This window comes from Nocardioides sp. 1609 (genome assembly GCF_004522105.1).
Lineage (GTDB): Bacteria > Actinomycetota > Actinomycetes > Propionibacteriales > Nocardioidaceae > Nocardioides.
Map to the genome: position 1 here is coordinate 375,445 of NZ_SPUJ01000004.1, position 23,208 is coordinate 398,652.

General features: G+C 71.9%; 21 protein-coding genes. 10 read left to right on the top strand and 11 right to left on the bottom strand.

Features of this window, described 5'->3' with window-relative positions; genetic code table 11:
• Position 1 precedes the first annotated feature (1 nt).
• From E4623_RS12120 to E4623_RS12135, 4 genes are read left to right on the top strand one after another with little or no spacing between them, the layout of a single operon-like run.
• Positions 2-676, top strand: coding sequence for a hypothetical protein (locus E4623_RS12120; RefSeq protein ID WP_134766786.1), 675 nt, complete (start codon positions 2-4; stop codon positions 674-676).
• 23 nt (positions 677-699) lie between these two features.
• Positions 700-1,569, top strand: coding sequence for a 3-keto-5-aminohexanoate cleavage protein (locus E4623_RS12125; protein WP_134766787.1), 870 nt, complete (start codon positions 700-702; stop codon positions 1,567-1,569).
• A 10-nt stretch (positions 1,570-1,579) separates the two neighbouring features.
• The gene (locus E4623_RS12130) at positions 1,580-2,074 is read left to right on the top strand and encodes an FABP family protein (protein ID WP_134766788.1); all 495 of its coding nucleotides are present in this window, start codon (positions 1,580-1,582) and stop codon (positions 2,072-2,074) included.
• A complete protein-coding gene (locus E4623_RS12135) occupies positions 2,067-2,519 on the top strand; it encodes a Fur family transcriptional regulator (protein WP_134766789.1) in 453 nt (150 codons plus the stop codon). Before E4623_RS12130 ends, E4623_RS12135 begins: the two co-directional genes overlap by 8 nt.
• A gap of 87 nt (positions 2,520-2,606) precedes the next feature.
• Here E4623_RS12135 and E4623_RS12140 read toward each other — a convergent pair whose 3' ends face one another.
• The 5 genes from E4623_RS12140 to cysC all read right to left on the bottom strand — a co-directional run bounded on the left by E4623_RS12140 (position 2,607) and on the right by cysC (position 7,447).
• Positions 2,607-3,896 carry a GTP-binding protein gene (locus E4623_RS12140; RefSeq protein WP_245155045.1) on the bottom strand — a complete coding sequence of 430 codons (1,290 nt, stop codon included), beginning with the start codon at positions 3,894-3,896 and terminating at the stop codon, positions 2,607-2,609.
• Positions 3,896-4,810: a sulfate adenylyltransferase subunit CysD gene (gene cysD, locus E4623_RS12145; RefSeq protein ID WP_134766790.1), complete on the bottom strand. Its 915-nt coding sequence runs from the start codon at positions 4,808-4,810 to the stop codon at positions 3,896-3,898. Before cysD ends, E4623_RS12140 begins: the two co-directional genes overlap by 1 nt.
• 167 nt (positions 4,811-4,977) lie before the next feature.
• On the bottom strand, positions 4,978-5,187 hold the full coding sequence (locus E4623_RS12150; RefSeq protein WP_134766791.1) for a hypothetical protein: 210 nt from the start codon (positions 5,185-5,187) through the stop codon (positions 4,978-4,980).
• 32 nt (positions 5,188-5,219) lie between these two features.
• Positions 5,220-6,212, bottom strand: a complete 993-nt coding sequence (locus E4623_RS12155; protein WP_134766792.1) for a sulfite exporter TauE/SafE family protein — start codon at positions 6,210-6,212, stop codon at positions 5,220-5,222.
• Positions 6,212-7,447 carry an adenylyl-sulfate kinase gene (gene cysC, locus E4623_RS12160; protein ID WP_245155046.1) on the bottom strand — a complete coding sequence of 412 codons (1,236 nt, stop codon included), beginning with the start codon at positions 7,445-7,447 and terminating at the stop codon, positions 6,212-6,214. The genes E4623_RS12155 and cysC overlap by 1 nt, the downstream gene beginning before the upstream one ends.
• A 40-nt stretch (positions 7,448-7,487) precedes the next feature.
• Here cysC and E4623_RS12165 point away from each other — a divergent pair, with 40 nt between their 5' ends.
• The 5 genes from E4623_RS12165 (at position 7,488) to E4623_RS12185 (ending at position 10,945) form a co-directional block, all read left to right on the top strand.
• Complete coding sequence (locus E4623_RS12165; RefSeq protein WP_134766793.1) at positions 7,488-8,456, top strand: asparaginase; 969 nt, start codon at positions 7,488-7,490, stop codon at positions 8,454-8,456.
• Between the two features lie 194 nt (positions 8,457-8,650).
• Positions 8,651-9,160, top strand: coding sequence for a helix-turn-helix transcriptional regulator (locus tag E4623_RS12170; protein WP_134766794.1), 510 nt, complete (start codon positions 8,651-8,653; stop codon positions 9,158-9,160).
• A gap of 2 nt (positions 9,161-9,162) precedes the next feature.
• Positions 9,163-10,053 carry a hypothetical protein gene (locus E4623_RS12175; RefSeq protein WP_134766795.1) on the top strand — a complete coding sequence of 297 codons (891 nt, stop codon included), beginning with the start codon at positions 9,163-9,165 and terminating at the stop codon, positions 10,051-10,053.
• 120 nt (positions 10,054-10,173) lie between these two features.
• The gene (locus tag E4623_RS12180) at positions 10,174-10,455 is read left to right on the top strand and encodes a DUF2516 family protein (protein WP_134766796.1); all 282 of its coding nucleotides are present in this window, start codon (positions 10,174-10,176) and stop codon (positions 10,453-10,455) included.
• A gap of 40 nt (positions 10,456-10,495) precedes the next feature.
• Positions 10,496-10,945 (top strand): phosphomannose isomerase type II C-terminal cupin domain, encoded by a 450-nt coding sequence (locus tag E4623_RS12185; RefSeq protein WP_280633654.1) that lies wholly within the window; start codon positions 10,496-10,498, stop codon positions 10,943-10,945.
• Here the strand turns inward: E4623_RS12185 and E4623_RS12190 are convergent.
• The 3 genes from E4623_RS12190 to E4623_RS12200 all read right to left on the bottom strand — a co-directional run bounded on the left by E4623_RS12190 (position 10,915) and on the right by E4623_RS12200 (position 15,674).
• Positions 10,915-12,318 carry a sugar nucleotide-binding protein gene (locus E4623_RS12190; protein ID WP_134766797.1) on the bottom strand — a complete coding sequence of 468 codons (1,404 nt, stop codon included), beginning with the start codon at positions 12,316-12,318 and terminating at the stop codon, positions 10,915-10,917. The genes E4623_RS12185 and E4623_RS12190 overlap by 31 nt on opposite strands.
• A 75-nt stretch (positions 12,319-12,393) precedes the next feature.
• Positions 12,394-13,395, bottom strand: a complete 1,002-nt coding sequence (rfbB, locus tag E4623_RS12195; RefSeq protein WP_134766798.1) for a dTDP-glucose 4,6-dehydratase — start codon at positions 13,393-13,395, stop codon at positions 12,394-12,396.
• A gap of 38 nt (positions 13,396-13,433) precedes the next feature.
• Positions 13,434-15,674 carry an MMPL family transporter gene (locus E4623_RS12200; protein WP_167736596.1) on the bottom strand — a complete coding sequence of 747 codons (2,241 nt, stop codon included), beginning with the start codon at positions 15,672-15,674 and terminating at the stop codon, positions 13,434-13,436.
• Between the two features lie 156 nt (positions 15,675-15,830).
• On the opposite strand from E4623_RS12200, the gene E4623_RS12205 reads away from it, so the two are divergent.
• Complete coding sequence (locus tag E4623_RS12205) at positions 15,831-20,576, top strand: family 16 glycoside hydrolase (protein ID WP_167736597.1); 4,746 nt, start codon at positions 15,831-15,833, stop codon at positions 20,574-20,576.
• A gap of 141 nt (positions 20,577-20,717) precedes the next feature.
• On the opposite strand, the gene E4623_RS12210 is transcribed toward E4623_RS12205, so the two are convergent.
• From E4623_RS12210 to E4623_RS12220, 3 genes are all read right to left on the bottom strand, one after another.
• Entirely contained in the window at positions 20,718-20,915 is a 198-nt protein-coding gene (locus tag E4623_RS12210; RefSeq protein WP_134766801.1) for a hypothetical protein, read from the bottom strand.
• Between the two features lie 258 nt (positions 20,916-21,173).
• On the bottom strand, positions 21,174-21,785 hold the full coding sequence (locus E4623_RS12215; RefSeq protein ID WP_209020645.1) for a hypothetical protein: 612 nt from the start codon (positions 21,783-21,785) through the stop codon (positions 21,174-21,176).
• Positions 21,782-23,125, bottom strand: a complete 1,344-nt coding sequence (locus tag E4623_RS12220) for an MFS transporter (protein ID WP_134766802.1) — start codon at positions 23,123-23,125, stop codon at positions 21,782-21,784. Before E4623_RS12220 ends, E4623_RS12215 begins: the two co-directional genes overlap by 4 nt.
• Positions 23,126-23,208 lie beyond the last annotated feature (83 nt).

Genomic DNA, 23,208 nt, shown 5'->3' on the forward strand with positions numbered 1-23,208 from the left:
CGTGACCGGCCGGCGTGGGGCGTGCCTCGCCCTCGTCGCACTCCTCGTCGCCGTGTCTGCGGCCTGCTCGGGCGAGCTCTCGCCGTCGGGTGGCTCGACGACGACCGGCCGCGACGCGGCCCACGACGGAGGCCCGTTGGAAGCCCTGGCCGGCGCGGGCACGACCTCGGCCGTGCCGGCGAGGGAGGGCCGGACGAAGACGGTCACCTTCGGCGTGCTCCTGTGCAGCGCCGACCCGTCCCAGGACATCGAGCTCGACGCCGTCCGCTACGACACCGTCCCGGCGGACCTGGCCACCGACTGGGGCAGCGCCGCCGGACCGCCGGCGATCGGGACCTACCTCCGATCGATCCCGACGCCCGTGAGCACGGGGCACGAGATCCTGCCCGTCGCGTCCGCCGTCGGTGCGCCGCACACGCTCGACGGCGACGTCGTCGACCTGGGTGATGCGTCCTCGGTCTCCATCGACCGGCCCTGCGACGGCTACACGGACCCCGATCGGACGTGGCCGCTCGTCGAGCTGCTGACGGTGATCACCGCCGACGACGGCGGCGCGATGGCCACGGGGACCCACATCGACTACCACGTGGGAGCGAAGCGCTACACCACCACCGTCGAGTGGAAGCTCGCCATCTGTGGGCCCGCGATGCCGCGCGGGGCGAGGTGCCGGCGCTGAACCGTTCTGGCAGCATGCCAGCCATGTCCGCCGCACCTGTCAGCCCGACCACCGACGCCGTCCCGCCTGAGGCCCTGCTCGTCACCGTCGCCCCCACCGGTGCCGAGACGAGCAAGGCCGACTGCCCGCAGCTGCCGACCACGCTCGGGGAGCTCGTGGTCGCCGCGCAGGAGTGCGAGGCCGCCGGCGCGGCGATGGTGCACGTGCACATCCGCGACGACGAGCACCGGCCGACGCTCGACCAGGGGCGGCTGCGCGAGACGGTCGCGGCCCTCCGGGAGGGCACCGACCTCGTCGTCCAGCTCTCCACCGGTGGGTCCGTGCACGACCCGCTCGACGCGCGCCTGAAGGTGCTCGACGCCGCGCCCGACTCCTGCAGCCTGACGATGGGCACCACCAACTTCGGCGACGACGTCTTCTCCAACCCCTGGCCGTTCATCTGCGACCTCTACCAGCTCAGCCAGGAGCGGGAGGTCGTGCCGGAGTTCGAGCTGTTCGACCTCGGCCACGTCGCCTCCCTGGAGCGGCTGCTGAGGACCTACGGCCTGCCGTACGGCGGTCGCGTGCACGTCGACCTCGTCATGGGGGTCCCCGGCGGCATGCCCGGGACGACGGACGCGCTGGTCGCCGCCGTCCGTGCGCTGCCCGCCGCCGTCACCTCGTGGGGCGCCACCGGCATCGGCCGCAGCACGCTGGCCGTGGGCCTGGCCGCCCTCAGCAAGGGCGGCCACCTGCGCGTGGGGATGGAGGACGTGCTGACCCTCAGCCGCGGGGTCCCGGTCGAGCGCAACAGCCAGCTCGTCGAGCGTGCGGTCGCGATGGGCGCGCTGGCCCAGCGTCGTCCGATGACGCCGGCCGAGGCGCGCGTGCTGCTCGGGACCCGGCCGCTCTAAACTCGACGCCATGCCCTTCCAGATCCCCGAGAACCTCCACCCCGACTGCGGGCCCGTCGTCTGGCTGCTCGGCACCTGGCACGGCAACGGTCGCGGCGACTACCCGACCATCGACGCCTACGAGTACAAGCAGGAGGTCGTCTTCCAGCAGGACGGCCGCCCCTTCTTCCACTACTTCGCCCGCTCGTGGGTGATCGACGAGAACGGCGAGACCATCCGACAGGGCGCCCAGGAGACCGGGTTCCTGCGCTGCCTCCCGGAGGGCAAGCTCGAGCTCGTGCTGGCGCACAACACCGGCATCAGCGAGGTCTGGTACGGCGTCGCGGGGGCCGGCAAGGTCGAGCTGCGGACCGCGGGCGTGAGCTTCACCGAGACCGCCAAGGAGGTCGTCGGCGGGCACCGGCTCTACGGCAACGTCGAGGGCGACCTGCTCTACGCCTACGACATGGAGGCGGAGGGACACCCGCTGCAGCCGCACCTGTGGGCCAGGCTGCAACGTGCCTGACGACGGTCGCGCCGACAGCGACTGGCGGGCCGAGCTCCGGAGTCGCGGCTACCGGCTGACCCCTCAGCGCGAGCTCATCCTCGGCGCGATCGACGAGCTCGGGCACGCCACCCCCGACGAGGTCCTCGCCCACGTGAAGAGGTCGGCGTCGTCGATCAACGCCTCGACCGTCTACCGCACCCTGGAGGTGCTGGAGGACCTCGGCCTGGTGCGGCACGCGCACCTCTCGGACCGTGCGCCGACGTACCACTCGGTCGGCGGGCACGAGCACTTCCACCTGAAGTGCCGCGCCTGCGGCACGGTCCGCTCCGTCGACGTCGAGGTGGCGCGCGCGCTCACCGACCGGCTGGACGACGAGCTCGGCTTCGTCGCCGACGTCGGCCACCTCACGGTCTTCGGCAGCTGCCGCGACTGCCTCGCCGCCGCGGAGCCCGCACCGGTCTGAGTCAGCGACGTCGGTGGCGTTCCCGCCGCGACGACGAGGGGCCGGCCACACGATCGTGTGGCCGGCCCCTCGTCGTGACGTGCGTGGTCAGGCGCCGCTGTTGATCATCCCGGCGCCGACGGTGATGCCGGTGGCCTCGTCGATCAGGATGAACGAGCCCGTGGTGCGGTTCTGCGAGTACGGGTCGCACAGCAGCGGCACGGTGGTGCGCAGCTGGACGCGACCGATCTCGTTGACGCCGAGCTCCTTGGTCTCCTGGTCGCGGTGCAGGGAGTTGACGTCCAGGCGGTACTGGATGTCCTTGACCAGGGCGCGGGCCGTGCGGGTGGTGTGCTTGATGGCCAGCTTCTGCCGCGGCTTGAGCGGCGTCGTGGTCATCCAGCAGACCATCGCGTCGATGTCCTGGGACGGCGTGGGGGCGTTCTTCACGCGGGCGATCATGTCGCCGCGCGAGACGTCGACGTCGTCGGCCAGGCGGACGGTGACCGACATCGGCGGGAACGCCTCGGTGACCTCCTGGTCGAACAGGTCGATGCCCTCGATCGTCGAGGTCATGCCCGAGGGGAGGACGACGACCTCGTCGCCCGGCTTGAGGATGCCGCCGGCGACCTGGCCGCCGTAGCCGCGGTAGTCGTGGTGCTCGTCGGACTTCGGCCGGACGACGTACTGGACCGGGAAGCGGACGTCGACGAGGTCGCGGTCGGAGGCGACGTGCACGTGCTCGAGGTGGTGCATGAGCGTGGGACCGGAGTACCAGCTCATGTTCTCGGAGCGGTTCACGACGTTGTCGCCGGCCAGCGCCGAGATCGGGATGACCTCGAGGTCGGGGATGTTCAGCTTGGTCGCGAACGTCGTGAACTCGGCGTGGATCCTCTCGTAGACCTCCTGCGAGTAGTCGACGAGGTCCATCTTGTTGACGGCCAGCACGAGGTGCGGGACCCGCAGCAGGGAGAGGATCACCGCGTGCCGACGGGACTGCTCGGTGAGGCCCTGGCGGGCGTCGACGAGCACCAGGCCGAGGTCGGCGGTGGAGGCGCCGGTGACCATGTTGCGGGTGTACTGCACGTGGCCCGGGGTGTCGGCGATGATGAACTTGCGGTTGGGCGTCGCGAAGTAGCGGTAGGCCACGTCGATGGTGATGCCCTGCTCGCGCTCGGAGCGCAGCCCGTCGGTCAGCAGGGCCAGGTCGGTGTAGTCGTAGCCCTTGGCCACGCTGGTGGCCTCGACGGCCTCGAGCTGGTCGGCGAAGATCGACTTGGAGTCGAGCAGCAGGCGACCGATGAGGGTCGACTTGCCGTCGTCGACCGAGCCGGCCGTGGCGAACCGCAGGAGGTCCATGTTGGTCGCGTTGGCCGCGCCCTCGTTGGTCTCGGACATCAGAAGTACCCTTCCTTCTTCCGGTCCTCCATGGCAGCTTCGGAGAACCGGTCGTCACCGCGGGTCGCGCCCCGCTCGGTGAGCTTGGCGATGGAGATCTCGGCGATGATCTCGGGGATGGTCGACGCCGTCGACTCGACGCAGCCGGTGAGCGAGATGTCGCCGCAGGTGCGGAACCGGACGGTGCGCTCCTCGACGGTCTCGCCCGCACGCAGGGGGTTGAGCGGGGTCTCGCTCATCAGCATGCCGTCGCGCTCGAAGACGCGGCGCTGGTGGGAGAAGTAGATGTCCGGGATCTCGATGCCCTCGCGACCGATGTAGTCCCAGATGTCGAGCTCGGTCCAGTTGCTGATCGGGAAGATCCGCATGTGCTCGCCCGCGTGGATCCGGCCGTTGTAGAGGCTCCAGAGCTCGGGGCGCTGCATCTTGGGGTCCCACTGGCCGAACTCGTCGCGGTGGGAGTAGACGCGCTCCTTGGCGCGGGCCTTCTCCTCGTCGCGGCGACCGCCACCGAAGGCGGCGGTGAAGCCGTTCTCCTCGATGGCGTTGAGCAGCGTGGCGGTCTGCATCCGGTTGCGCGAGGTCTTGCCGTCGTCGATCACCACGCCCTGGGCGATGGCGTCGTCGATGCTCGCCACGACGAGCTTGACGCCCAGCCGGCCGACCCAGTTGTCACGGGTGTCGAGCACCTCGGGGAAGTCGAGCCCGGTGTCGATCTGCAGCACGGGGAACGGGATCTTCGCGGGGTAGAACGCCTTCTCGGCCAGGCGCAGCATCACGATGGAGTCCTTGCCGCCCGAGAACATCAGGACGGGCTTCTCGAACTCTGCGGCGACCTCACGGAAGATGTGGATCGACTCCGCCTCCAGCTGGTCGAGCTGGCTCAGCCGGTAGTCGGCATGCGTGGTGGTCATATGCGGGATGGGGCCTCTCGAAGGGGACAAGCGCTCGCGGCACGGCAGCCGTCATCGTAGCCGCGTGCCCGGATCTGCACGAACACGACGAGTATGTCGATCTGGTCACCCTAGTTCGGGACGTCGTCAGGCGCGGCGCCGACCGGACGGTGGGACGGTCGCCGGACTCAGCGGTCGCGTCGCCACAGGGCGCCGCAGCACCCCACCCCGACCAGCCAGAGGCCGATGATCGGCAGGTCGCCGGAGTTGACGCCGTTCTGCCTCGTGACGGCGAGAAGCATCTCGCCCGAGCCGGGCCCGTCGCCCTTGACGAGCATCAACGACAGCACGGTGAGCACCAGCACCACGACGCCGAGCAGGACGCGGTTCGCGCGCACGGCGGTTCAGCTCCGGGCCCGGGCCGACGGGCTCACGCGGACGGCGTACCGGTGCGGTCGCTCTTCGAGGTGCCCTCGAGGTCGGCGACGTACGGAGCGCCGAACATCGGCAGGCCCTGCTCCTTGCGCAGGACACCCCAGACCAGCGGCACGAGCACGACCATCACGATGCCGGTGGCGGCGATGAAGTAGGGCGCGCCGTCCTCGCCGAACGGCTCCCAGCCGGCCTTGCCGAGCAGCGCGACGCCCGACATCGTCAGCACCACGACGATGGCGCGGCGGATGAAGGACTGCGGCACCTTCGGTGCGAGCTTGCTGCCCAGGATGGTGCCGGGGATCGACCCGACGAGGAGGGGGATCAGCAGCTCCCAGTCGAGGCCGTGGATGGCGATGTTGGAGATGGCGGCGGCCAGCACGAGCGGGACCGCCTGCACGAGGTCGGTGCCGACCAGCTTCACCGCGGACAGGCCCGGGTAGAGCATGAGCAGCGCGACCATGATGACCGAGCCCGAGCCGACGCTGGTGATGCCGACGAGCAGGCCGCCCAGGGCGCCGACGAGCAGCGTCGCGACCGGTCGGATGCGGGGGTCCTCGTCGCCGAGGTCGCCGCCGGCGCGGACCCGGCGCAGGTTGATGTAGAGCCGCAGCGCGTACGTCGTCGCGGCCAGCAGCAGCGCGATCCCGATCGCGAACTTCAGCGTGTGGTCGAGGTCCTCGGGGTCGGTGAACGCCTTGAGCGCGTAGGGCCCGAGCAGCGCCATCGGCACCGACCCGAGGATCAGCCACTTCGCGAGCTGGAGGTTCGGCGAGCCCTCGCGCGAGTGCACGATCGCTCCGCCGGACTTGTAGACCGCCGCCGCGGTGAGGTCGGCCGCGACGACCGCGGACGCCGCCTGGTGCGGCGCGAGGAACAGCAGCGCCGGCGTCATCAGCGCGCCACCGCCCATGCCGGTCAGGCCGACGACGATGCCGACGAAGAAGCCGGCGGCGAGGATGCCGAGCGCGGTCGCGGTGAACAGGTCCATCAGATGATCCTCTCGGGGGCGACGGTCTGCGGTGCGGCGACGCGCAGGTCGGCGTAGCCGGCTGCTGCGAGCGCGTCGAGGACGTCGCCGAGCGCGTCGTCGATCGTGCGACCCGTGGTGTCGACGCGGACGTCGGCGTCGTCGGGCTCCTCGTACGGCGAGGAGATGCCGGTGAACTCGGGGATCTCACCGCGTCGCGCCTTCGCGTACAGGCCCTTGCGGTCCCGGCGCTCGCACTCCTCCAGCGGCGTCGCCACGTGCACGAGGAAGAACGCCCCACGGGCCTCCTCGACCATCGCGCGCACCTGGTCGCGGGTCTCGGCGAACGGGGCGATCGGACTCACCACGGCGACCCCGCCGTGGCGGCTGATCTCCGCGGCGACCCAGCCGATCCGGCGGATGTTGGTCTCGCGGTCGGCCCGGGAGAACGTCAGGCCGGCCGACAGGTGCCGGCGGACGACGTCGCCGTCGAGGCTGGTCACGGTGCGGAGGCCCTGCTCGAGCAGCCGGTCCATCAGCGCGCGGGCCAGGGTCGACTTGCCGCTGCCGGACAGACCGGTGAAGAAGACGACCAGGCCCTGATGCTCGGGCGCCGGCAGGTCGGCCTCGAGGATGTCGTCGAGGGAGGCCAGCGGCTCGCCGGCCTCGACGAGCCCGACGACGCGGTCGCCCCCTGCGCCGCCGGCGTAGGACGCAGTGACCCGGACGCCGAGTTCGTGGTCGGCGTCCGCGTCGTCGTGCGCGGCCAGCGGGACGGCGACCACGGCGGCGTCCGGCAGCTCGGACGCGACGCGCAGGGTCGCGCGCAGCAGCGCGACGGGGGAGAGGTCCGGCGTGCCGTGACCGACCAGTGCGAGCAGGACCAGCGGGCCCAGCCCGGCCAGCTGGGCGAGCTGGTCGTCGGTGACGGGTCCGGTGACCGGGACGACCGTGCGGCCGGCGTACCGCTCGCGCACCTGGGCCGGCGCGAGGTAGAGACGTCGGAAGGGACCGTGCTGCGCGGTGGCGAGCGGCTCGACGCGGCGGGCGCCGTCGGCCTCGAGGTGCACGAGCGCGAGGGGGAGGCCCTCGGGGTCGACGAGCTCGACGACGGGCTCGTCGGCGACGGCGTCCGGGAGGGTGAGGGTCAGGGGGCTGCCCGGCGTCCCGAAGGACGCGACGGGGGCGGCGCCGGACACGATCAGCTCGAGGTCGTCGAGCTCGCGCGGCGTCGGACAGTGCTGGGGGCTCGACACGGGGGAGATCATGCCAAACTCGCGTCGATAACCTGACTTCATGAGCACTGTGCAGAACGCCACCGCGAGCCCGCGGCCCGAGATCGTCGCCGAGATCGTCCGCTCCGGATTCGTGGAGGGACACCACTACGGCTCCCTCGTCGCGCTCGACGCCGACGGCGCCGTCGAGTGGTCGGTCGGCGCGACCGACGTGCCGGTGCTGCCGCGCTCGTGCAACAAGCCGCTCCAGGCACTCGGGATGGTGCACCTCGGCCTCGACCTGCCGGACGACCTGCTCGCGCTGGCCTGCGCGTCGCACTCCGGCGAGGACTTCCACCTCGACGGCGTACGCCGGATCCTGGCCTCGGCCGGCCTCACCGAGGACGCCCTGCAGACCCCGCTCGACCACCCGCTCGACGACGTCGCCCGTGAGGCCGCGATCCGCGCCGGCCGCGAGCGCGACAGCATCTCGATGAACTGCTCCGGCAAGCACGCCGCGATGCTCGCCACCTGCGTCCTCCAGGGGTGGGACCTCGCCACCTACCTCGACGCCGCCCACCCGCTCCAGGTCGCGCTCGCCGCCACCTTCGCCGAGGTGACCGGCGAGCCGGTCGAGGTCGTGGCCGTCGACGGGTGCGGCGCGCCGCTGCTCTCGACGTCGCTCGTCGGCCTGGCCACCGCCTTCCGCACGCTCGCCGTCGCGGAGTCCGGCCCGGAGCGCCGCATCGCCGAGGCGATCCGGGCGTTCCCGGCGTTCGTCTCCGGCACCCGCCGCGACGAGCTCGCCCTGCTCACCGCCCTGCCCGGGGCGATCGGCAAGGCCGGCGCCGAGTCCTGCTACGCCGTCGCGCTCCCCGACGGCCGCGCCTTCGCCCTCAAGACCGACGACGGCGCCCCCCGCGTCCGACCGGTCCTGATGGCCGCCGCGCTGCGCCGTTCCGGCATCAGGTCGGACGACGTCGACGCCACCGGGCGGCTGCCGCTGCTCGGCGGCGGGGTGCCGGTGGGGGAGATCCGCGCCGTGTTCTGAGCGCTCGGGGTAGGGCCAGATCGCGCAATTGCCGCGAATGGCTCGGTCGCGCGCGCCGGAACCGAGCAATCCGCGGCAATTGCACGATTTCCGTCCCCGCCCGACCGCTCCCACGCCGCTCGCCCCGCCCGGTGTGACCAGACCCACGCTTGCTGTGTTTGCATTTTGCTAGCAGGAGCAAGCACTCTGGAGGCATGGCAAAGAGCAAGGTCGGGCAGACCGTCGACAAGGTCGGACAGACCGTCGAGTCGCTCGGTGACTACCTCAAGGAGCAGCGGGTCGCGTCCCGCCTGTCCCTGCGGCAGCTCGCCCAGCAGGCGGGTGTGTCCAACCCCTACCTGAGCCAGATCGAGCGCGGGCTGCGCAAGCCGTCGGCCGACGTCCTGCAGCAGCTGGCCAAGGCGCTGCGGATCTCGGCCGAGCAGCTCTACATCCGCGCCGGCATCGTCAGCCCCGGCAGCGACGTCGCGGGCACGGTCGAGATCGCCGTCCTCGGCGACCCCGGCCTGACCGAGCGGCAGAAGCAGTCGCTGCTCGACGTCTACTCGTCGTTCCTCGCGATGAACGCGACCGCCGAGGCGCCGAGCAGTCCCCGGCCCACCGACGACCCCACCGACAACCCCGCCGACAACCCCGCCGGCGATGCCGCCGGCAACCTCGTCGGCGACCCCGCCGACAACCCCACCGACACCCAGGAGAGCTGACCATGGCCAAGACCAAGATCGACTTCAAGTCCCTCGACATCCCCGCAGCCGCGCTGACCCCGATCTACGCCTACGTCGGCGCCGGCGACCTCGCCGTCACCGCCGTCATGGAGTACGTCGCCGACGTGCAGAAGAAGCTCACCGGCTACCAGAAGGACGTCGAGACCCGCGTCGCCGACGTGCAGAGGACGGTCACCGGCTTCGACGCGACCAAGGCCCGCGAGTCCGCCCTCGAGCAGGCCAGGGCCCGCCGGAGCAAGGTGGAGACCCGCGTCGCCGAGCTCCAGGCCGAGGCCCTCGCGCTGCCGACCAGGGTCCAGACCGCCGTCAACGACAACGTCGCGACCCTCACCAGCACCGTGACCAGCACCGTCACCGGCACCTACGGCGACCTCGCCAAGCGGGGCGAGGCCGTCGTCCGCGGCACCAAGCTCCCCTCGTCGGCGAGCGTCGAGGTGAAGGTCAACTCGACCAAGCCGTCGGCCAAGACCGCGACCGCCACGAAGCCCGCCCCCCGCAAGGCCGCCAGCAAGACCGCGGCCAAGCCGGCACCGCAGAAGACCACGGCGAAGGCGACCACGGCGAAGGCGACCCCGGCCAAGGCGACCCCGGCCAAGGCGACCCCGGCCAAGAAGACGGCCACCGCCACCAAGAACACGGCCACCGCGACGACGGCCACCAAGCCCGCGGCCACCAAGTCGACGGCGACCAAGCCCGCCGCCAAGAAGGCCTCGACCGCGAAGAAGGCGCCGGCCGCCAAGAAGGCCCCCGCCGCGAAGACGACCACCCCGGCCAAGGCCCCGGCCGGCACCAGCACCCCGGCCAGCACCCCGGCCCCGGCCAGCACGCCGGCGCCGTCCACCGCGACCTCGACGGACTCGCCCTCGGCCTGAAGGAACGACGACGGGCAGCTCGCGCTGTTCTGAACGGCCCGTCCCGGCTCGACCCCCGGAGCCCCCGCAGCCATCGGCAGCGGGGGCTCCGTGCTGTCTGCCGATAGGGTTCGCGTCACCATGAACGTCTTCGAGATCCAGAACGCCGTCTACCTGATCGTGTTCTTCGTCGGGCTGAGCGTCGCGATCTTCGCCTTCGTCAACTCGCTGCTGTACTCCGCCGAGTCCTACGACGCCGCCAACAAGCTGACCAAGACGGCCTGGTGCACCATCCTCGGCCTGGGCGTGGTCATCTACTTCGTGCCGGTCCCGATCCCGCTGGTCAACATCATCCTGCTGGTGGCGGCGCTCGTGTACCTCGCCGACGTCCGTCCGGCGCTCGCCGGACTCCGCCGCCGCTGAAGCACCCCCGGGTGCACGTTCACCCCTTGATGGGGGACCCGTGGCGGCCGGACCGGGTTACAGTCGGTTACTCGGCAGTCACTACGACCTCGCCGACTCCATCCACGCCACGAACCCGGGGGACTCAGTGATCGGCGACCACGCGACCAGGCCGTGGGGTTCCTGGACCGTCCTCGACGAGGGTGCCGGCTTCAAGGTCAAGCGGATCTCCGTCGCACCGGCCCAGCGGCTGAGCTACCAGACCCACGAGCACCGCGCCGAGCACTGGACCGTCGTGGCCGGCCGTGCCACCTGCGTGATCGACGACTCGGTGCTCGTCCTGCGCTCGGGCGAGTCGGTGCGCGTCGACATCGGGCAGGCCCACCGGATCACCAACGAGGAGGACGAGGTCCTCGTCCTCATCGAGGTCCAGCTCGGCGCCTACTGCGAGGAGGACGACATCTGTCGCCTCCAGGACGACTACGGTCGCGAGGCGTCCGTCACGCAGTAGCGCTCCAGCGCCGCCGCCGCGTCCTCGGGCTCGAACCCCGTGGCCCGCAGCTTGGCGAGGTCGAACGCGCTGTGCGCCGGCCGCGGCGCCATCGCCCGACCCACGGCGTACTCGGCCGTGGTCGTCGCGGTCACGTCGCCGGCGTCGCGCCCGCTGAGCGCGAACACCCGGCGGGCGACGTCGGCCCACGACATCGGGTCGCCGCCGTTGCTGACGTGGTAGGTGCCGTATGCCGCCCGTGACTCGAGCAGGTGCCGCGTCGCGCGGACGAGCTCGTCGGTGAACGTGAGCCGCCCGACCTGGTCTCCCACGACGGCCGGGGAGACGCCGTTGCCGGCGAGCCTCTGCATGGTGCGCACGAAGTTGTTGCCCTCGCCGACGACCCATGAGGTCCGCACCAGGTAGTGCCGCGCCGCGGTGCCGACCGCGAGCTCGCCGGCCGCCTTCGACTGCCCGTAGACGCCGCGCGGTGCCAGCGGCTCGTCCTCGACGTGGTCGGCGACCTCGCCGTCGAAGACGTAGTCGGTGGAGTAGTGCACCAGCGTCAGCCGGTGCGCGTCCGCGACCCGGGCCAGCGCCGCGGGGGCGGCGGCGTTGGCAGTCCACGCGGCCGCGCGGCCCTCGGGGGTCTCGGCCGCGTCGACGGCGGTGTAGGCGGCGGCGTTGAGGACGACGTCGTGCTCGTGCCAGGGCCACGCCTCGACTGCCCCACCCGGACCCGTGTCGGTGACGTCGAGCTCGGCCCGGGTGACTCCGACGGCCCCGGGGATCGCGGCCACCAGGGCACGACCGAGCTGGCCGCCGGCGCCGAGCACCAGCGGTCGCAGCCCGGCGACCGGCGTGACGTCGGCGAGCCGGGGGTTGTGGCGGTCCTTCTCGGAGACCTCGGCCTCCTCGAGCGGGATCGGCCACGCGACGGCGGCGTCCGGGTCGGCGAGGTCGAGGGCCGGGTAGCTGGTGCCGGGGCGCCAGTGGTCGTTGACGAGGTAGCTGTAGGCGACGCCGTCCTCGAGGGTCTGGTAGCTGTTGCCGACCCCGCGCGGGACGTAGACGGCGACCGACGGGTCGAGCTCGATCGTGAACGTGGCGCCGAACGACGCGCCCTCACGCATGTCGACCCACGCCCCGAAGGCCCGGCCGGTGCTGACGGAGACGAACTTGTCCCACGGCTCGGTGTGGATGCCGCGGGTCGCGCCGCGGCGGGTGTTGAACGAGACGTTCTGCTGCACCGGCCCGAAGTCCGGCAGCCCGAGCGCCGTCATCTTCGCCCGCTGCCAGGCCTCCTTGAACCAGCCGCGCGCGTCCGCGTGCACCGGCAGCCGCACGACGAGCAGGCCGGGGATCGGGGTGGTCTCCACGGCCAGCTCAGCCATGGGTCGGCCTGGGTGCGCGGGTTGCCTGCTCGACCTGCGCGGGGGACGCCGACCGCCCGCACGTCGCGGTCGGCTTCACGCCTGCCCCTTGGCCGCGTACGCCGCCTCGGTGGCGTCCTTGCCGGGGCGCCACCACGACTCGTGGTCGCGGTACCACTCGATGGTGCGGGCCAGGCCGGTCCCGAAGTCGGGGAACGACGGCGTCCAGCCGAGCTCGGCGCGCAGCTTGGAGGAGTCGATCGCGTAGCGCAGGTCGTGGCCGGCGCGGTCGGTCACGAGGTCGAAGTCGTCGGCGTCGCGGCCGAGGTGCTCGAGGATCATCCGGACGACCTCGAGGTTGTTCTTCTCGCCGTCGGCGCCGATCAGGTAGGTCTCGCCGATCCGGCCGCGCTCCAGGATCGTCCACACGGCCGAGGAGTGGTCCTCGGCGTGGATCCAGTCGCGCACGTTGGTGCCGGCGCCGTAGACCTTCGGCCGCCCGCCGTCGAGGACGTTGGTGATCTGGCGCGGGATGAACTTCTCGACGTGCTGCCAGGGACCGTAGTTGTTGGAGCAGTTGCTGATCGTGGCCTGCACGCCGAAGCTGCGCACCCAGGCACGCACCAGGTGGTCGGACCCGGCCTTGGCGGCGGAGTACGGGCTGCTCGGGTTGTACGGCGTCGCCTCGGTGAACCGGGCCGGGTCGTCGAGCTCGAGGTCGCCGTACACCTCGTCGGTCGAGATGTGGTGCAGCCGGGTGCCGTGCTTGCGCGCGGCCTCCAGCACGCAGAACGTGCCGACCAGGTTGGTCTGGATGAACGGGCCGGGCTCGCTGAGCGAGTTGTCGTTGTGCGACTCGGCCGCGAAGTGCACGATCGCGTCGTGCTCGCCGGCGAGCCTCTCGACCAGCGGCTGGTCGGCGACGTCGCCGACGACCAGGTCGACGCGTCCGGCCGGCAGCCCGTCGAGGGACTCCCGGGACGCGGCGTAGGTCAGCTTGTCGAGCACCGTCACGGTGGCGTCGGTGCGGCCGAGGACGTGGTGGACGAAGTTGGAGCCGATGAACCCGGCCCCGCCGGTCACGAGGATGCGTTGCACGGGCCAACCCTAGAGGGGACCGACCGTGCGCCCGGCTCCTACGCCGACGCCTTGCCCGACGCCTTGCCCGACGCCTTGCCCGACGCCTTGCCCGACGCCTTGCCCGAGCCCTTGCCCGAACCCTTGCCCGGGCCCTTGCCCGGCGCCCTGTCGGGCGCCCGGTCCGGCGTCCTCCCCGGCCGCCACCAGTTCCACTGCCCGAGGAGGGTCATGGCGGCCGGGAGCAGCAGGCCGCGGACCACGGTGACGTCGAGCAGGATCGCGACGGTCATGCCGACCCCGATCTCCTTGATGGCCACGAGCCGGCCGGCGGCGAAGCCGAGGAAGACGATGGCGATGGCCAGCGCGGCCAGGGTCACGACCGGGCCGGACGCCGTGATGCCGGCGAGGACGGCGTGGTCGTTGGCGGCCCGGCTGCCGCGGGCGGGAGCGCCGCGGCCGCGGGCCGGTGCGTCCCAGGCCTCCTTGATCCGGGCGACCAGGAACACGTGGTAGTCCATCGAGAGCCCGAAGACGAACATGAACAGCAGCAACGGGGAGGTGATGTCGAGCGCGCCCCAGGACGTGAAGCCGAGCAGCGAGGAGCCCCAGCCCCACTGGAAGATCGCGACCACGACGCCGAGGGTGGCGGCGAGCGAGAGCAGGTTCAGCACGAGGGTCTTGGCGGCGATGACCAGCGACCCGGTGAGTCGCAGCAGGAGCAGGCCGGCCACCAGGACGACGGCGAGCACCGCCAGCGGCAGCCGTGCCGCGGTGGCCGACTTGGCGTCGACCAGCTCGGCGGCCGGCCCTCCGACCAGCACCGGGACGCCGAGGTCGAGCTCGCGCAGCTCGGTCACCAGGCGCTGCGCGGTCGCGCCCGAGGTGGGGCCCTTCGGCTCCACGGCCAGCCGGCTGGACCCGTCGCGGAGCGGGTCGCGCACGAGGACCTCGTCGACGTCGTCGCGCTCGACCAGCCGGCTGACGACCGCCAGCAGCCGGGCGTCCCCGGGCGGAGGTTCGGCGAGCACCGTGATGGGTGTGGTCCGCAGGTCGGGGTAGTCGCGCTGCACGGCCTCGTAGACCTGCCGGGGCTCGCTGTCGCGCGGCAGCGCCCGGGCGTCGGAGTTGCCGACGTCGAGGGCGAGCAGCGGGCTGGCGAGGAGCAGGAGGAACGCGGTGGCGGCGAGCAGCACCGGCCACGGGCGGGCCTGCGCGAAACCGGCCAGCACGGCCAGGAGCGACCGGCCCTCGGGCCGGGGACGGCGGGCGGGGCGGCCGGCGCCGGGGGCCGGCACGCGGGCGTGCCCGACCGCGATCATGGCCGGTGCCAGGGTGAGGCCCGCCGCGGTGGCCACGACCACCGCCACCACCCCGCCGACGGCCATGCCGGTGAGGACCGGGTCGCCGAGCACGAGCAGCGCGGCGAGCGCGGAGCCGACGGTGACGCCGGAGACGAGCACGGTCCGCCCGGCCGTCGCGGTCGTCCGCCCGAGCACGGCGGCGAGTGAGTCCTTGCTCCCGGCGGCGGCCCGCTCCTCGCGGAAGCGGGCCAGGACCAGCAGGCTGTAGTCGACGGCCAGGCCGAGGCCGAGGACCGTCACCACGTTGACGGCGTACTCGCTGACCGAGGTGAGGGTGGTCAGGCCGGTCAGGCCGAGCAACGAGACCGCGACGGCGCCGAGCGCGGTCACGACGGGCATGGCGCCGACGACCCAGCCCCCGAGCGCGACCACCAGGACGACGAGCAGGACCACGAGCGCGACGCCCTCGCCCCGGGCGGCGTCCTGGACCGCCTGGTCGGCGAAGTCCTCCTCGGCGAGCAGCTCACCGCCGACCAGCACGGAGGGGAAGGGGATGGCGCGCAGCTCCTCGGCCACCTGGGCGGCCACCGCGAGCGCCTCGTCGCGGGTGAGCGTCGGGTCGAGCTCGACCTCGACGACGGCGCCCTGGCCGTCGGCGGCGACCAGGTCGCTCGCGCCGGTCGTGTACGGGTCGCGGATCTCGGCGACGCCGGGCAGCTCGCGCAGGTCGTAGAGGATGGTGCTGGCGGCGTCGACGAGGTTGACGGCGAGCGCATCGGTGCCGGCGAGCACCGCCACGACCTGCTCGCCCTCGGGGTCGAGACGGTCCAGACGCTGCTCGACCGTCGTCGACTCGACGCCGTCGCGCAGGCCGGGCTCGGTGGCCTTGTCGAACACCGAACCGCCGAGCACGGAGCCGGCGACGACCAGGAGGGCCCAGGCCCCCAGCACGACGGCGCGTCGGTGACACACCCATCGGCCCCACCGCTCCAGCACGAGCGCGACTCTAGACCGGTCCGACTTTTGTAGAGAACTCAGTCCTAAGTCTTCCAAGAGTCGGCAAATGTCCCCTACAGTGACGGTCATCACGTGTATCCCGGCTCGCTCGAGCCCGGGACTTCTGGGAGGTCATCGGTGTCAAGCACCCGTCTGTTGCAACACAATCGCCCGCGAGCCCTGCGCCGCGGTTCCTTCGCCACCCTCGCCGCCGGCGCCCTGACGCTGGGGCTGCTCGCGTCGCTGCCCAGCGCGCAGGCAGCGATCCCGGCCGGCAACGAGCCGGGCGTCACCCTGCGTGGCTACCAGCTCGGCGCGTCGATCTCGGAGCTCTGCACGCTCAAGGCGGCGCAGACGCCCAACGTCGACCTGCTCAAGCCCACCATCGACTGGGACGCCCCCGAGGACTTCGGCGGCCTGTCCGACAACTTCGTCGTGGAGGCGCTCGCCGACCTCGACATCACCACCGCCGGTGAGTACACCTTCCGGCTGCTGAGCGACGACGGCTCCCAGCTGTTCATCGACGGCACCAGCGTCATCGACAACGACGGCCTCCACGGCAACGTGCCGAAGGACGGCGCCGTCACGCTGACCACCGGCGTCAAGAAGCTGCGGATCGACTTCTTCGAGGCCGGCGGCGGCGAGCAGCTGACGCTGCAGTGGAAGAAGCCCGGCGACACCGCCTTCACCGTGGTCCCCAACACCGTGCTCAGCACCGAGGCCGGCGTCACCCGCGTCACCGCCCCCGGCTTCAAGCAGTGCGAGGGCCAGGACGACTCGGCCGGTGACGGCCTCATGCTCGACGGCGTCAACCCCGCCTACGACCTGGTCGACCTCCGCCCGAGTGGCTTCGAGCCCCAGGTCACCGGCCTGGAGTGGGACGGCGACGACCTCCTCGTCCTCACGTGGGGCGGCAACGGCAACGACCAGGGCAACGTCGAGCTCGGCGAGCTCTACCGGCTCGAGGGCGTCAAGGACGCCGCCAGCCCCACCGACGTCACGCGCACCAAGATCGCCGGCGAGCTCAAGGAGCCGCAGGGCATCAAGGTCGTCGACGGCGACATCTACATCTCCGAGAAGACCGGGCTCATCAAGCTCGTCGACGGCAACTCCGACGGCGTCTTCGAGGGACGCGAGGACATCGCGGCGTACCCCTTCGACGGCAACTTCCACGAGTTCGGCTTCGGCATGCTCTACGACGAGGCCACCGACCAGTTCCACGTCAACCTCTCGGTCTCCATCAACCTCGGCGGCGCCACCACCGTGCCGCAGGGCTCGCAGGACCGCGGCACGCACATCACCATCGACCGGGCGACCGGCGAGATCGAGTACGTCGCCGGCGGCCTCCGCACGCCCCACGGCATGGGCTGGGGAGCCGACGGCGAGATCTTCGTGACCGACAACCAGGGTGGGTGGCTCCCGGCCAACAAGCTCATCGAGATCAAGCCGGGCCAGTTCTACAACCACTTCACCACCGAGAAGGACGGCACGCCGGGTCGCTTCGACGACCAGCCCGTGACCAAGCCGGTGCTGTGGATGCCGCAGAACGAGATCGCCAACTCCCCGAGCACCCCGATCGTCGTCGAGGAGGGTCCCTACGCGGGCCAGATGTTCATCGGCGACGTCACCTACGGCGGCCTGCAGCGCGCCGACCTCGAGGAGGTCGGCGGCGCCAAGCAGGGTGCCCTGTTCCGGATGACGCAGGGCCTCGAGGCCGGCGTCAGCCGCGTCCTCGCCGGTCCTGACGGCTCGCTGATCGTGGGCGGCCTCGGCGCCGGCGGCAACTGGGGCCAGAACGGCAAGCTCCGCTTCGGCCTGCAGAAGCTCGACCTCAGCGGCACCGTCCCGTTCGACATGCTGTCGATGGACGTGGTCGAGGGCGGCTTCGAGATCACCTACACCGAGCCCCTCTCCGCCGCGACGCTGGCGAACCTCGACGACGCCTACGTCGTCGACCAGTGGCGCTACCGGCCCACCGCGCAGTACGGCGGCCCGAAGCTCGACGAGGAGACCCTCACCGTCTCCAGCGCCGAGGCCAGCCAGGACGGCAAGACCGTCACGGTGATGGTCGACGGCATGAAGCCCGACCGCGTCGTGCACCTGCGCTCCCCGCGCCCCTTCGCCGCGGCGTCGGGCGAGCAGCTGTGGAACACCGAGGCCTGGTACACGCTGAACAACTACCCGGGCTACGTCGCCCCCGAGCCCGAGGCCCCGGCCGACGGCATCTACGAGCTCGAGGACGGCGACCTCACCGGCTCCGCCGGCATCTCGACCGAGCACGCCGGCTACACCGGCTCCGGCTTCGTCGACGGCATCCAGTCCATCGGCTCCGGCACCACGGTCGAGGTCGTCGCGCCGAAGGCGGGCGCCTACGACCTGCAGCTCCGCTACGGCAACGGCCCGAACCCGCAGCCGAACCAGGCCAAGAAGATGAGCCTGTACGTCGGCGGCGTCCTCCAGACGATCACCCTGCCGCCGTTCGCGGACTGGAAGACCTGGGGCACGTTCACCGTGCGGGTGAACCTGCCCGCCGGGACCACCCGCGTCGAGCTCGCCTACGAGACCGGTGACGACGGCAACGTCAACCTCGACCACCTCAAGGTGATCGACCCGACCGGCGGTCGGGTCGAGGCCGAGGACGGCACGATCACCGGCGAGAACAACCGCGTCCAGACCGAGCACGCCGGCTACAGCGGCACCGGCTACGTCGGTGGCTTCGAGAACGACGGCACCGCCGTCACCTTCGACGTCACCCCGACCGCGGCCGGGCTCCACAACGTCACGGTCGGCTACGCCAACGGCCCGAACCCGCAGCCCGACCAGACCAAGCAGATGTCGGTCTACGTCAACGGCACCTTCGCCAAGAAGCTGTCGCTGCCGCCCACGGGCTCGTGGAAGACCTGGGGCACGATCACCGACCAGCTCGAGCTGGCCGCCGGCGCCAACGTCGTCACGATCCAGCGCGACACCGGTGACAACGGCAACGTCAACATCGACTACCTCGCCCTCGGCGCCCGCGAGGCGTGCGCCCCGGGTCAGGTGCCGGGTGCCGACGACGAGTTCGACGGCACCACGCTCGACACCTGTCGCTGGAGCACGATCCTGAACAAGACGGCGACCGGCGTCACCGTCGCCGGCGGCCAGCTGCGGATCAACGCCCAGGGCGGTGACCTCTCCGGTGGGGCGGTCGACGCGAAGAACATGATCCTGCAGTCGGCTCCCGCCGAGGGTCCGTGGGCGGCTACCACGCAGTTCTCGATGACCGGCGCCGACGACTACCTCCAGGGTGGTCTCGTGGCCTGGACCAGCGCCACGAACTACGCCAAGTTCGTCGCGATGGAGAAGCCGGACGGCGACTGGGTGCTCGAGCTCGGCCGCCGGATCAACGGCGACATGGTCTACACCAACGCCGACCTGCCCGACGGCGCCGCTCCTGACGAGCTGCAGCTGCAGCTGGTCTCGACCGGCACCGCGATCCAGGGCCGCTGGTCGGTCGACAACGGCACGACGTGGACGTCCATGGGCTCGGGCTACCCGAGCACCGGGCTGGTCGACCCCAAGATCGGCCTCGCTGCCTACAACGGCACCGGCAACGGCAACCAGGTCGGCGTCTTCGACTGGTTCAAGGTCACCGGCGACCCGGTCGTCACGCCCGACACCTGCACGGGCACCGAGGCCGACCCCGGCTACCGGATGCTCTTCGACGGCACCGCAGCCAGCATGGCGGACTGGAAGATGGCCGGTCCCGGCCTGTTCACCCGCGAGGAGGACTGCACGCTGAAGACCAACGGCGGCCTCGGTCTGCTCTGGCACACCGACCCGCTCGAGGGCGACTACTCGCTGCAGCTGGACTGGAAGCTCGTCAAGGACGACAACGGCGGTGTGTTCGTCGGGTTCCCGAACCCGGAGACCACCCCCCGCTACGAAGGTGACGCCCCCAACCCGGCCGGTGACCCGTGGGTCGCCGTCGACAAGGGCTACGAGATCCAGATCGACGCGTCGGACGACGCGGACAGCACCACGGGAGCGGTCTACAACTTCCAGTCCGCAGACCTTCCTGCCCGCGATGCTGCGCTCAACCCGGTCCCGGAGTGGAACCACTACGAGATCAAGGTCGAGGGCAAGCGCATCCGGATCTACCTCAACGGTGCGCTGGTCAACGACTTCACCAGCACCGACCCCGCACGGATGGGTCTGCCGTCGTACTTCGGTCTGCAGAACCACGGCGGCGGCGAGAACGTGTTCTACCGCAACGTCCAGATCAAGGACCTGGCCGACCCGGAGAACGTCGCCTCGTCGACGACGGTGACCCCCACGCCGTCCGAGGTCGAGATCGGCAAGACCGCCCAGGTCCAGGTGACCGTCGACTCCGAGGCCCAGGAGACCCCCACCGGTGACGTCGTCGTCTCGGTCGCGGGCAAGCCGATGGCCCCGGTCGCGCTCGACGCCACCGGCAAGGCCACCGTCACGGTCGGTCCCTTCACCACGGCAGGCACGGTCGCCCTCACGGCGACCTACGCCGGCGACATCGCGCACGAGCCGAGCGAGGCCGCGGCCTCGCTGACGGTGAAGGCGAAGACGCCGCCCCCGGTGGTCAAGAAGCCGAAGGTCTCCGCCGTCGGCAAGAAGCTCGACGCGAACAAGGCGCGACGCCAGGCCTCGGTCTCGCTGCGCTGCGTCGATGCCACGTGCGCGGCCACCGCCACGGTGCAGCTGGCCAGCGGCAAGGTGCTGGGCAAGGGCTCGTTCACCATCAAGGCCGGGGCGAAGAAGAAGGTCACGGTCTCGCTGAACCAGCAGGCTCGTGCCCGCCTCGCCAAGGCGAAGTCGACTCCTGTCGTGATGGTCGTCCGGTTCGCCGACGGTCGCACCCAGAAGCTCTGGCTGCGCCTGACCAGGTGAGCTGACCTGAAGCACTGAACCGCCGGCGACCACCCCCTGCTCCACGGGTGGTCGCCGGCGGTTCGCATTTCGGCGGCCGTGGGTGTGGCTGTGGCTGCGGCTGCGGCGCGCCCGCCCGCACCTGCGGGACGCGGCCCGGGCTCAGCGCCGGACCTTGACCTTCCGGGTCACCTTGAACGGGCCGCCCTGCACGCTGACGAACCCGATCTCCGCCACGCGCGACCTGGTGGCGCACAGCCGGTAGTGGCGCTTCTCGATGACGTAGTCCTGGGACACCGCCACCCGGTCGTCGAAGCGGCCGTCGAACCCGACGACCTTCTCGACGCGCGCGATCGTCATGCCCCGGCGCACCTTTTTGTACTCGGCCGCCGACACGCAGCGGTCGACACCGTGGCCGGGTCCGCGGGCGGACCCTGGGTCCGGGGCACCGGCGGCGGCGCCTGACAACGCAGCGAGCAGGAGGGGCACGGGGAGCGCGACGCGCAGGGCGGCGTGACGAGGTGACATGTCCCGGTCACTGCCCGACGGTCCGTGCGGCAAACCCGCCCCCCGGGTCGGGTGGAGCGGCGTCGTCCCGGGGGCTGTCCGCCCCTGCCGTCAGACCAGGTCGCGCAGGCGGTCGGCCAAGGAGTCCTTGACGGCGTCCACGATGGCCGGCTGGAGCTGGTCGTTGAGCGCGTCCTGGCTGTCGAGGTTGGCCAGCAGCTCGCGCAGGTCGAGGTCGTCGATGGCCCGGACCAGCACGTCGTCGGTCTTCAGGGCGCCGTCGACGATCGAGTCCGGCAGGGCCCGGATCGCGGCCTCGAGGAATCCGTTGAGGTCGGCGGAGTCCAGTGCCTCGTCGACCAGCTCGGAGGACGGTGGCAGCGTGCCGTCGTCCTCCATCCGGGCGACGGCGGCCTTGAGGCCCTCACGGAGCGCGTCGACCTGTGCGTCGGTGGGATCGCCGCCCTGGCCCAGGTCGAGCGTGAGTGCCTCGCGGCTGACGTCGAGCCGGCAGGCGGCCCCGTCGATGCCGAGCAGCACCAGCCGCTCGGTGAGCCCCTCGATGCCGTCGGACTGCGAGGTCACGTCCCGGGCCACGCACGGGTCGGCGGTCCTCAGGGGCTCGAACGTCCCGCCGCCGTTGGCGAGCTGGGTGCCGATCACGCCGGCGACGAGGACGAGAGCGACCGCGGGCATGCTCGCCCGGCGCAGGGCGCCGGTCACGACGTCCTCCGTCGGCGCGGGACGGCCGCGGCGAGCAGGGCGGCGAGCGCGAGACCGGCGCCGATGAGGAAGGAGTCGCGGAACGCGAACGTCGCGGCGCTCTCGAGCTGGACGTCGAGCGCCCGCTCGAGCGCGGCCTTGGCGGGGCGGTCCTCGGGGGCGACGTCCAGGCTCGCGAAGGCGCCGCTCAGGTCGGGCACCTGGCCCTCCTCGCCCTCCAGCTCGTCGCCGAGCGCCCGGGCGAGCTCGATCTTGTCCTGCGCCGGCAACGGTGCGTCGATCACCAGCGCCACGATCGCCTCCTGCGCCGGGACCTGGGCGTCCTGGAGGTCGGTCGTGAAGACCGGCGTGAGGATCGCGAGGCCCACCACGACGCCGACGTGCCGGGCGCCGATCGTCCAGGCTGCGTGCCGGGCCCGGGGCAGCCGCATCTCCATGGCCTGCGCGGTGAGCCGGTCGACGGTGAGGCCGAGGCCGAGCCCGACGAGGGCCTGCGGGGCGATGGTCCAGGCGAGGTGCGCCGAGGGCGGGATCGCCAGGCCGACCAGGCCGCCGGCGATCAAGAACGATCCGACCGCCACCTCGACCTCGGGCGAGGGGCGCGTCAGCCGGGCGAGCGGGCGCGCGAGCAGCGCCGCGACCGGGACGACCGACACGGTCACCGCCGCCGTGGCGGGGGAGTGCCGCCAGCCCTCGACCAGGAGCAGCACCAGGAGGAACAGCGCCGCGGTCAGCGCGGCGGACAGCAGGGCCAGCGTCAGGTTCGGCCGGAACGCCGGCCGGTGCCGGTCGGGGGTGTGGGTCGGTGCCGCGCGCACCGCCAGGGCTGCCGGTACCGCGAGGACCGCGAACGGCACCTGCACCACGAAGATCGCCTGCCACGAGATCGCCTGCGTGAGCAGCCCACCCGCGAACGGCCCGGCGGCCGTGCCGACGACACCGGCGGTGACCCAGGCCGCGACCCCGCGGCGTTCGCCCGACTCCGCGACCATCAGCTCCAGGCACCCGACCAGCGCCAGCGCGCCGCCGATCGCCTGCACGCACCGGGCGATGATCAGCACCTCGATCGAGTCCGCGACCGCGCACCACGCGGACGCGCCGGCGAAGACCGCGATCCCGACCGCCCCGTAGAGACGGGGCTGGGCCCGGGACAGCGCCCTCGCCGTCGGCACGACGCCGAGGCCGAGCACCAGGTTGAACGAGATCAACACCCACGCGACCTGTCCGACGGTCGCGTCGAGCTCGGCGAGGATGTCGGGCAGGGCGAGCGTGACGATCGCCGAGTCCGCGAGCACCAGGGCCACGGTCACGGCGAGCAGAAGAGCCACGGCACGACGCACGCCGACATCCTGGCAGGACGGGTCCGGACCCCCGCCGGTCGGGACGGTCGTGCTGGCGGCGTTCGTCGCGCTCGGGACCTCGC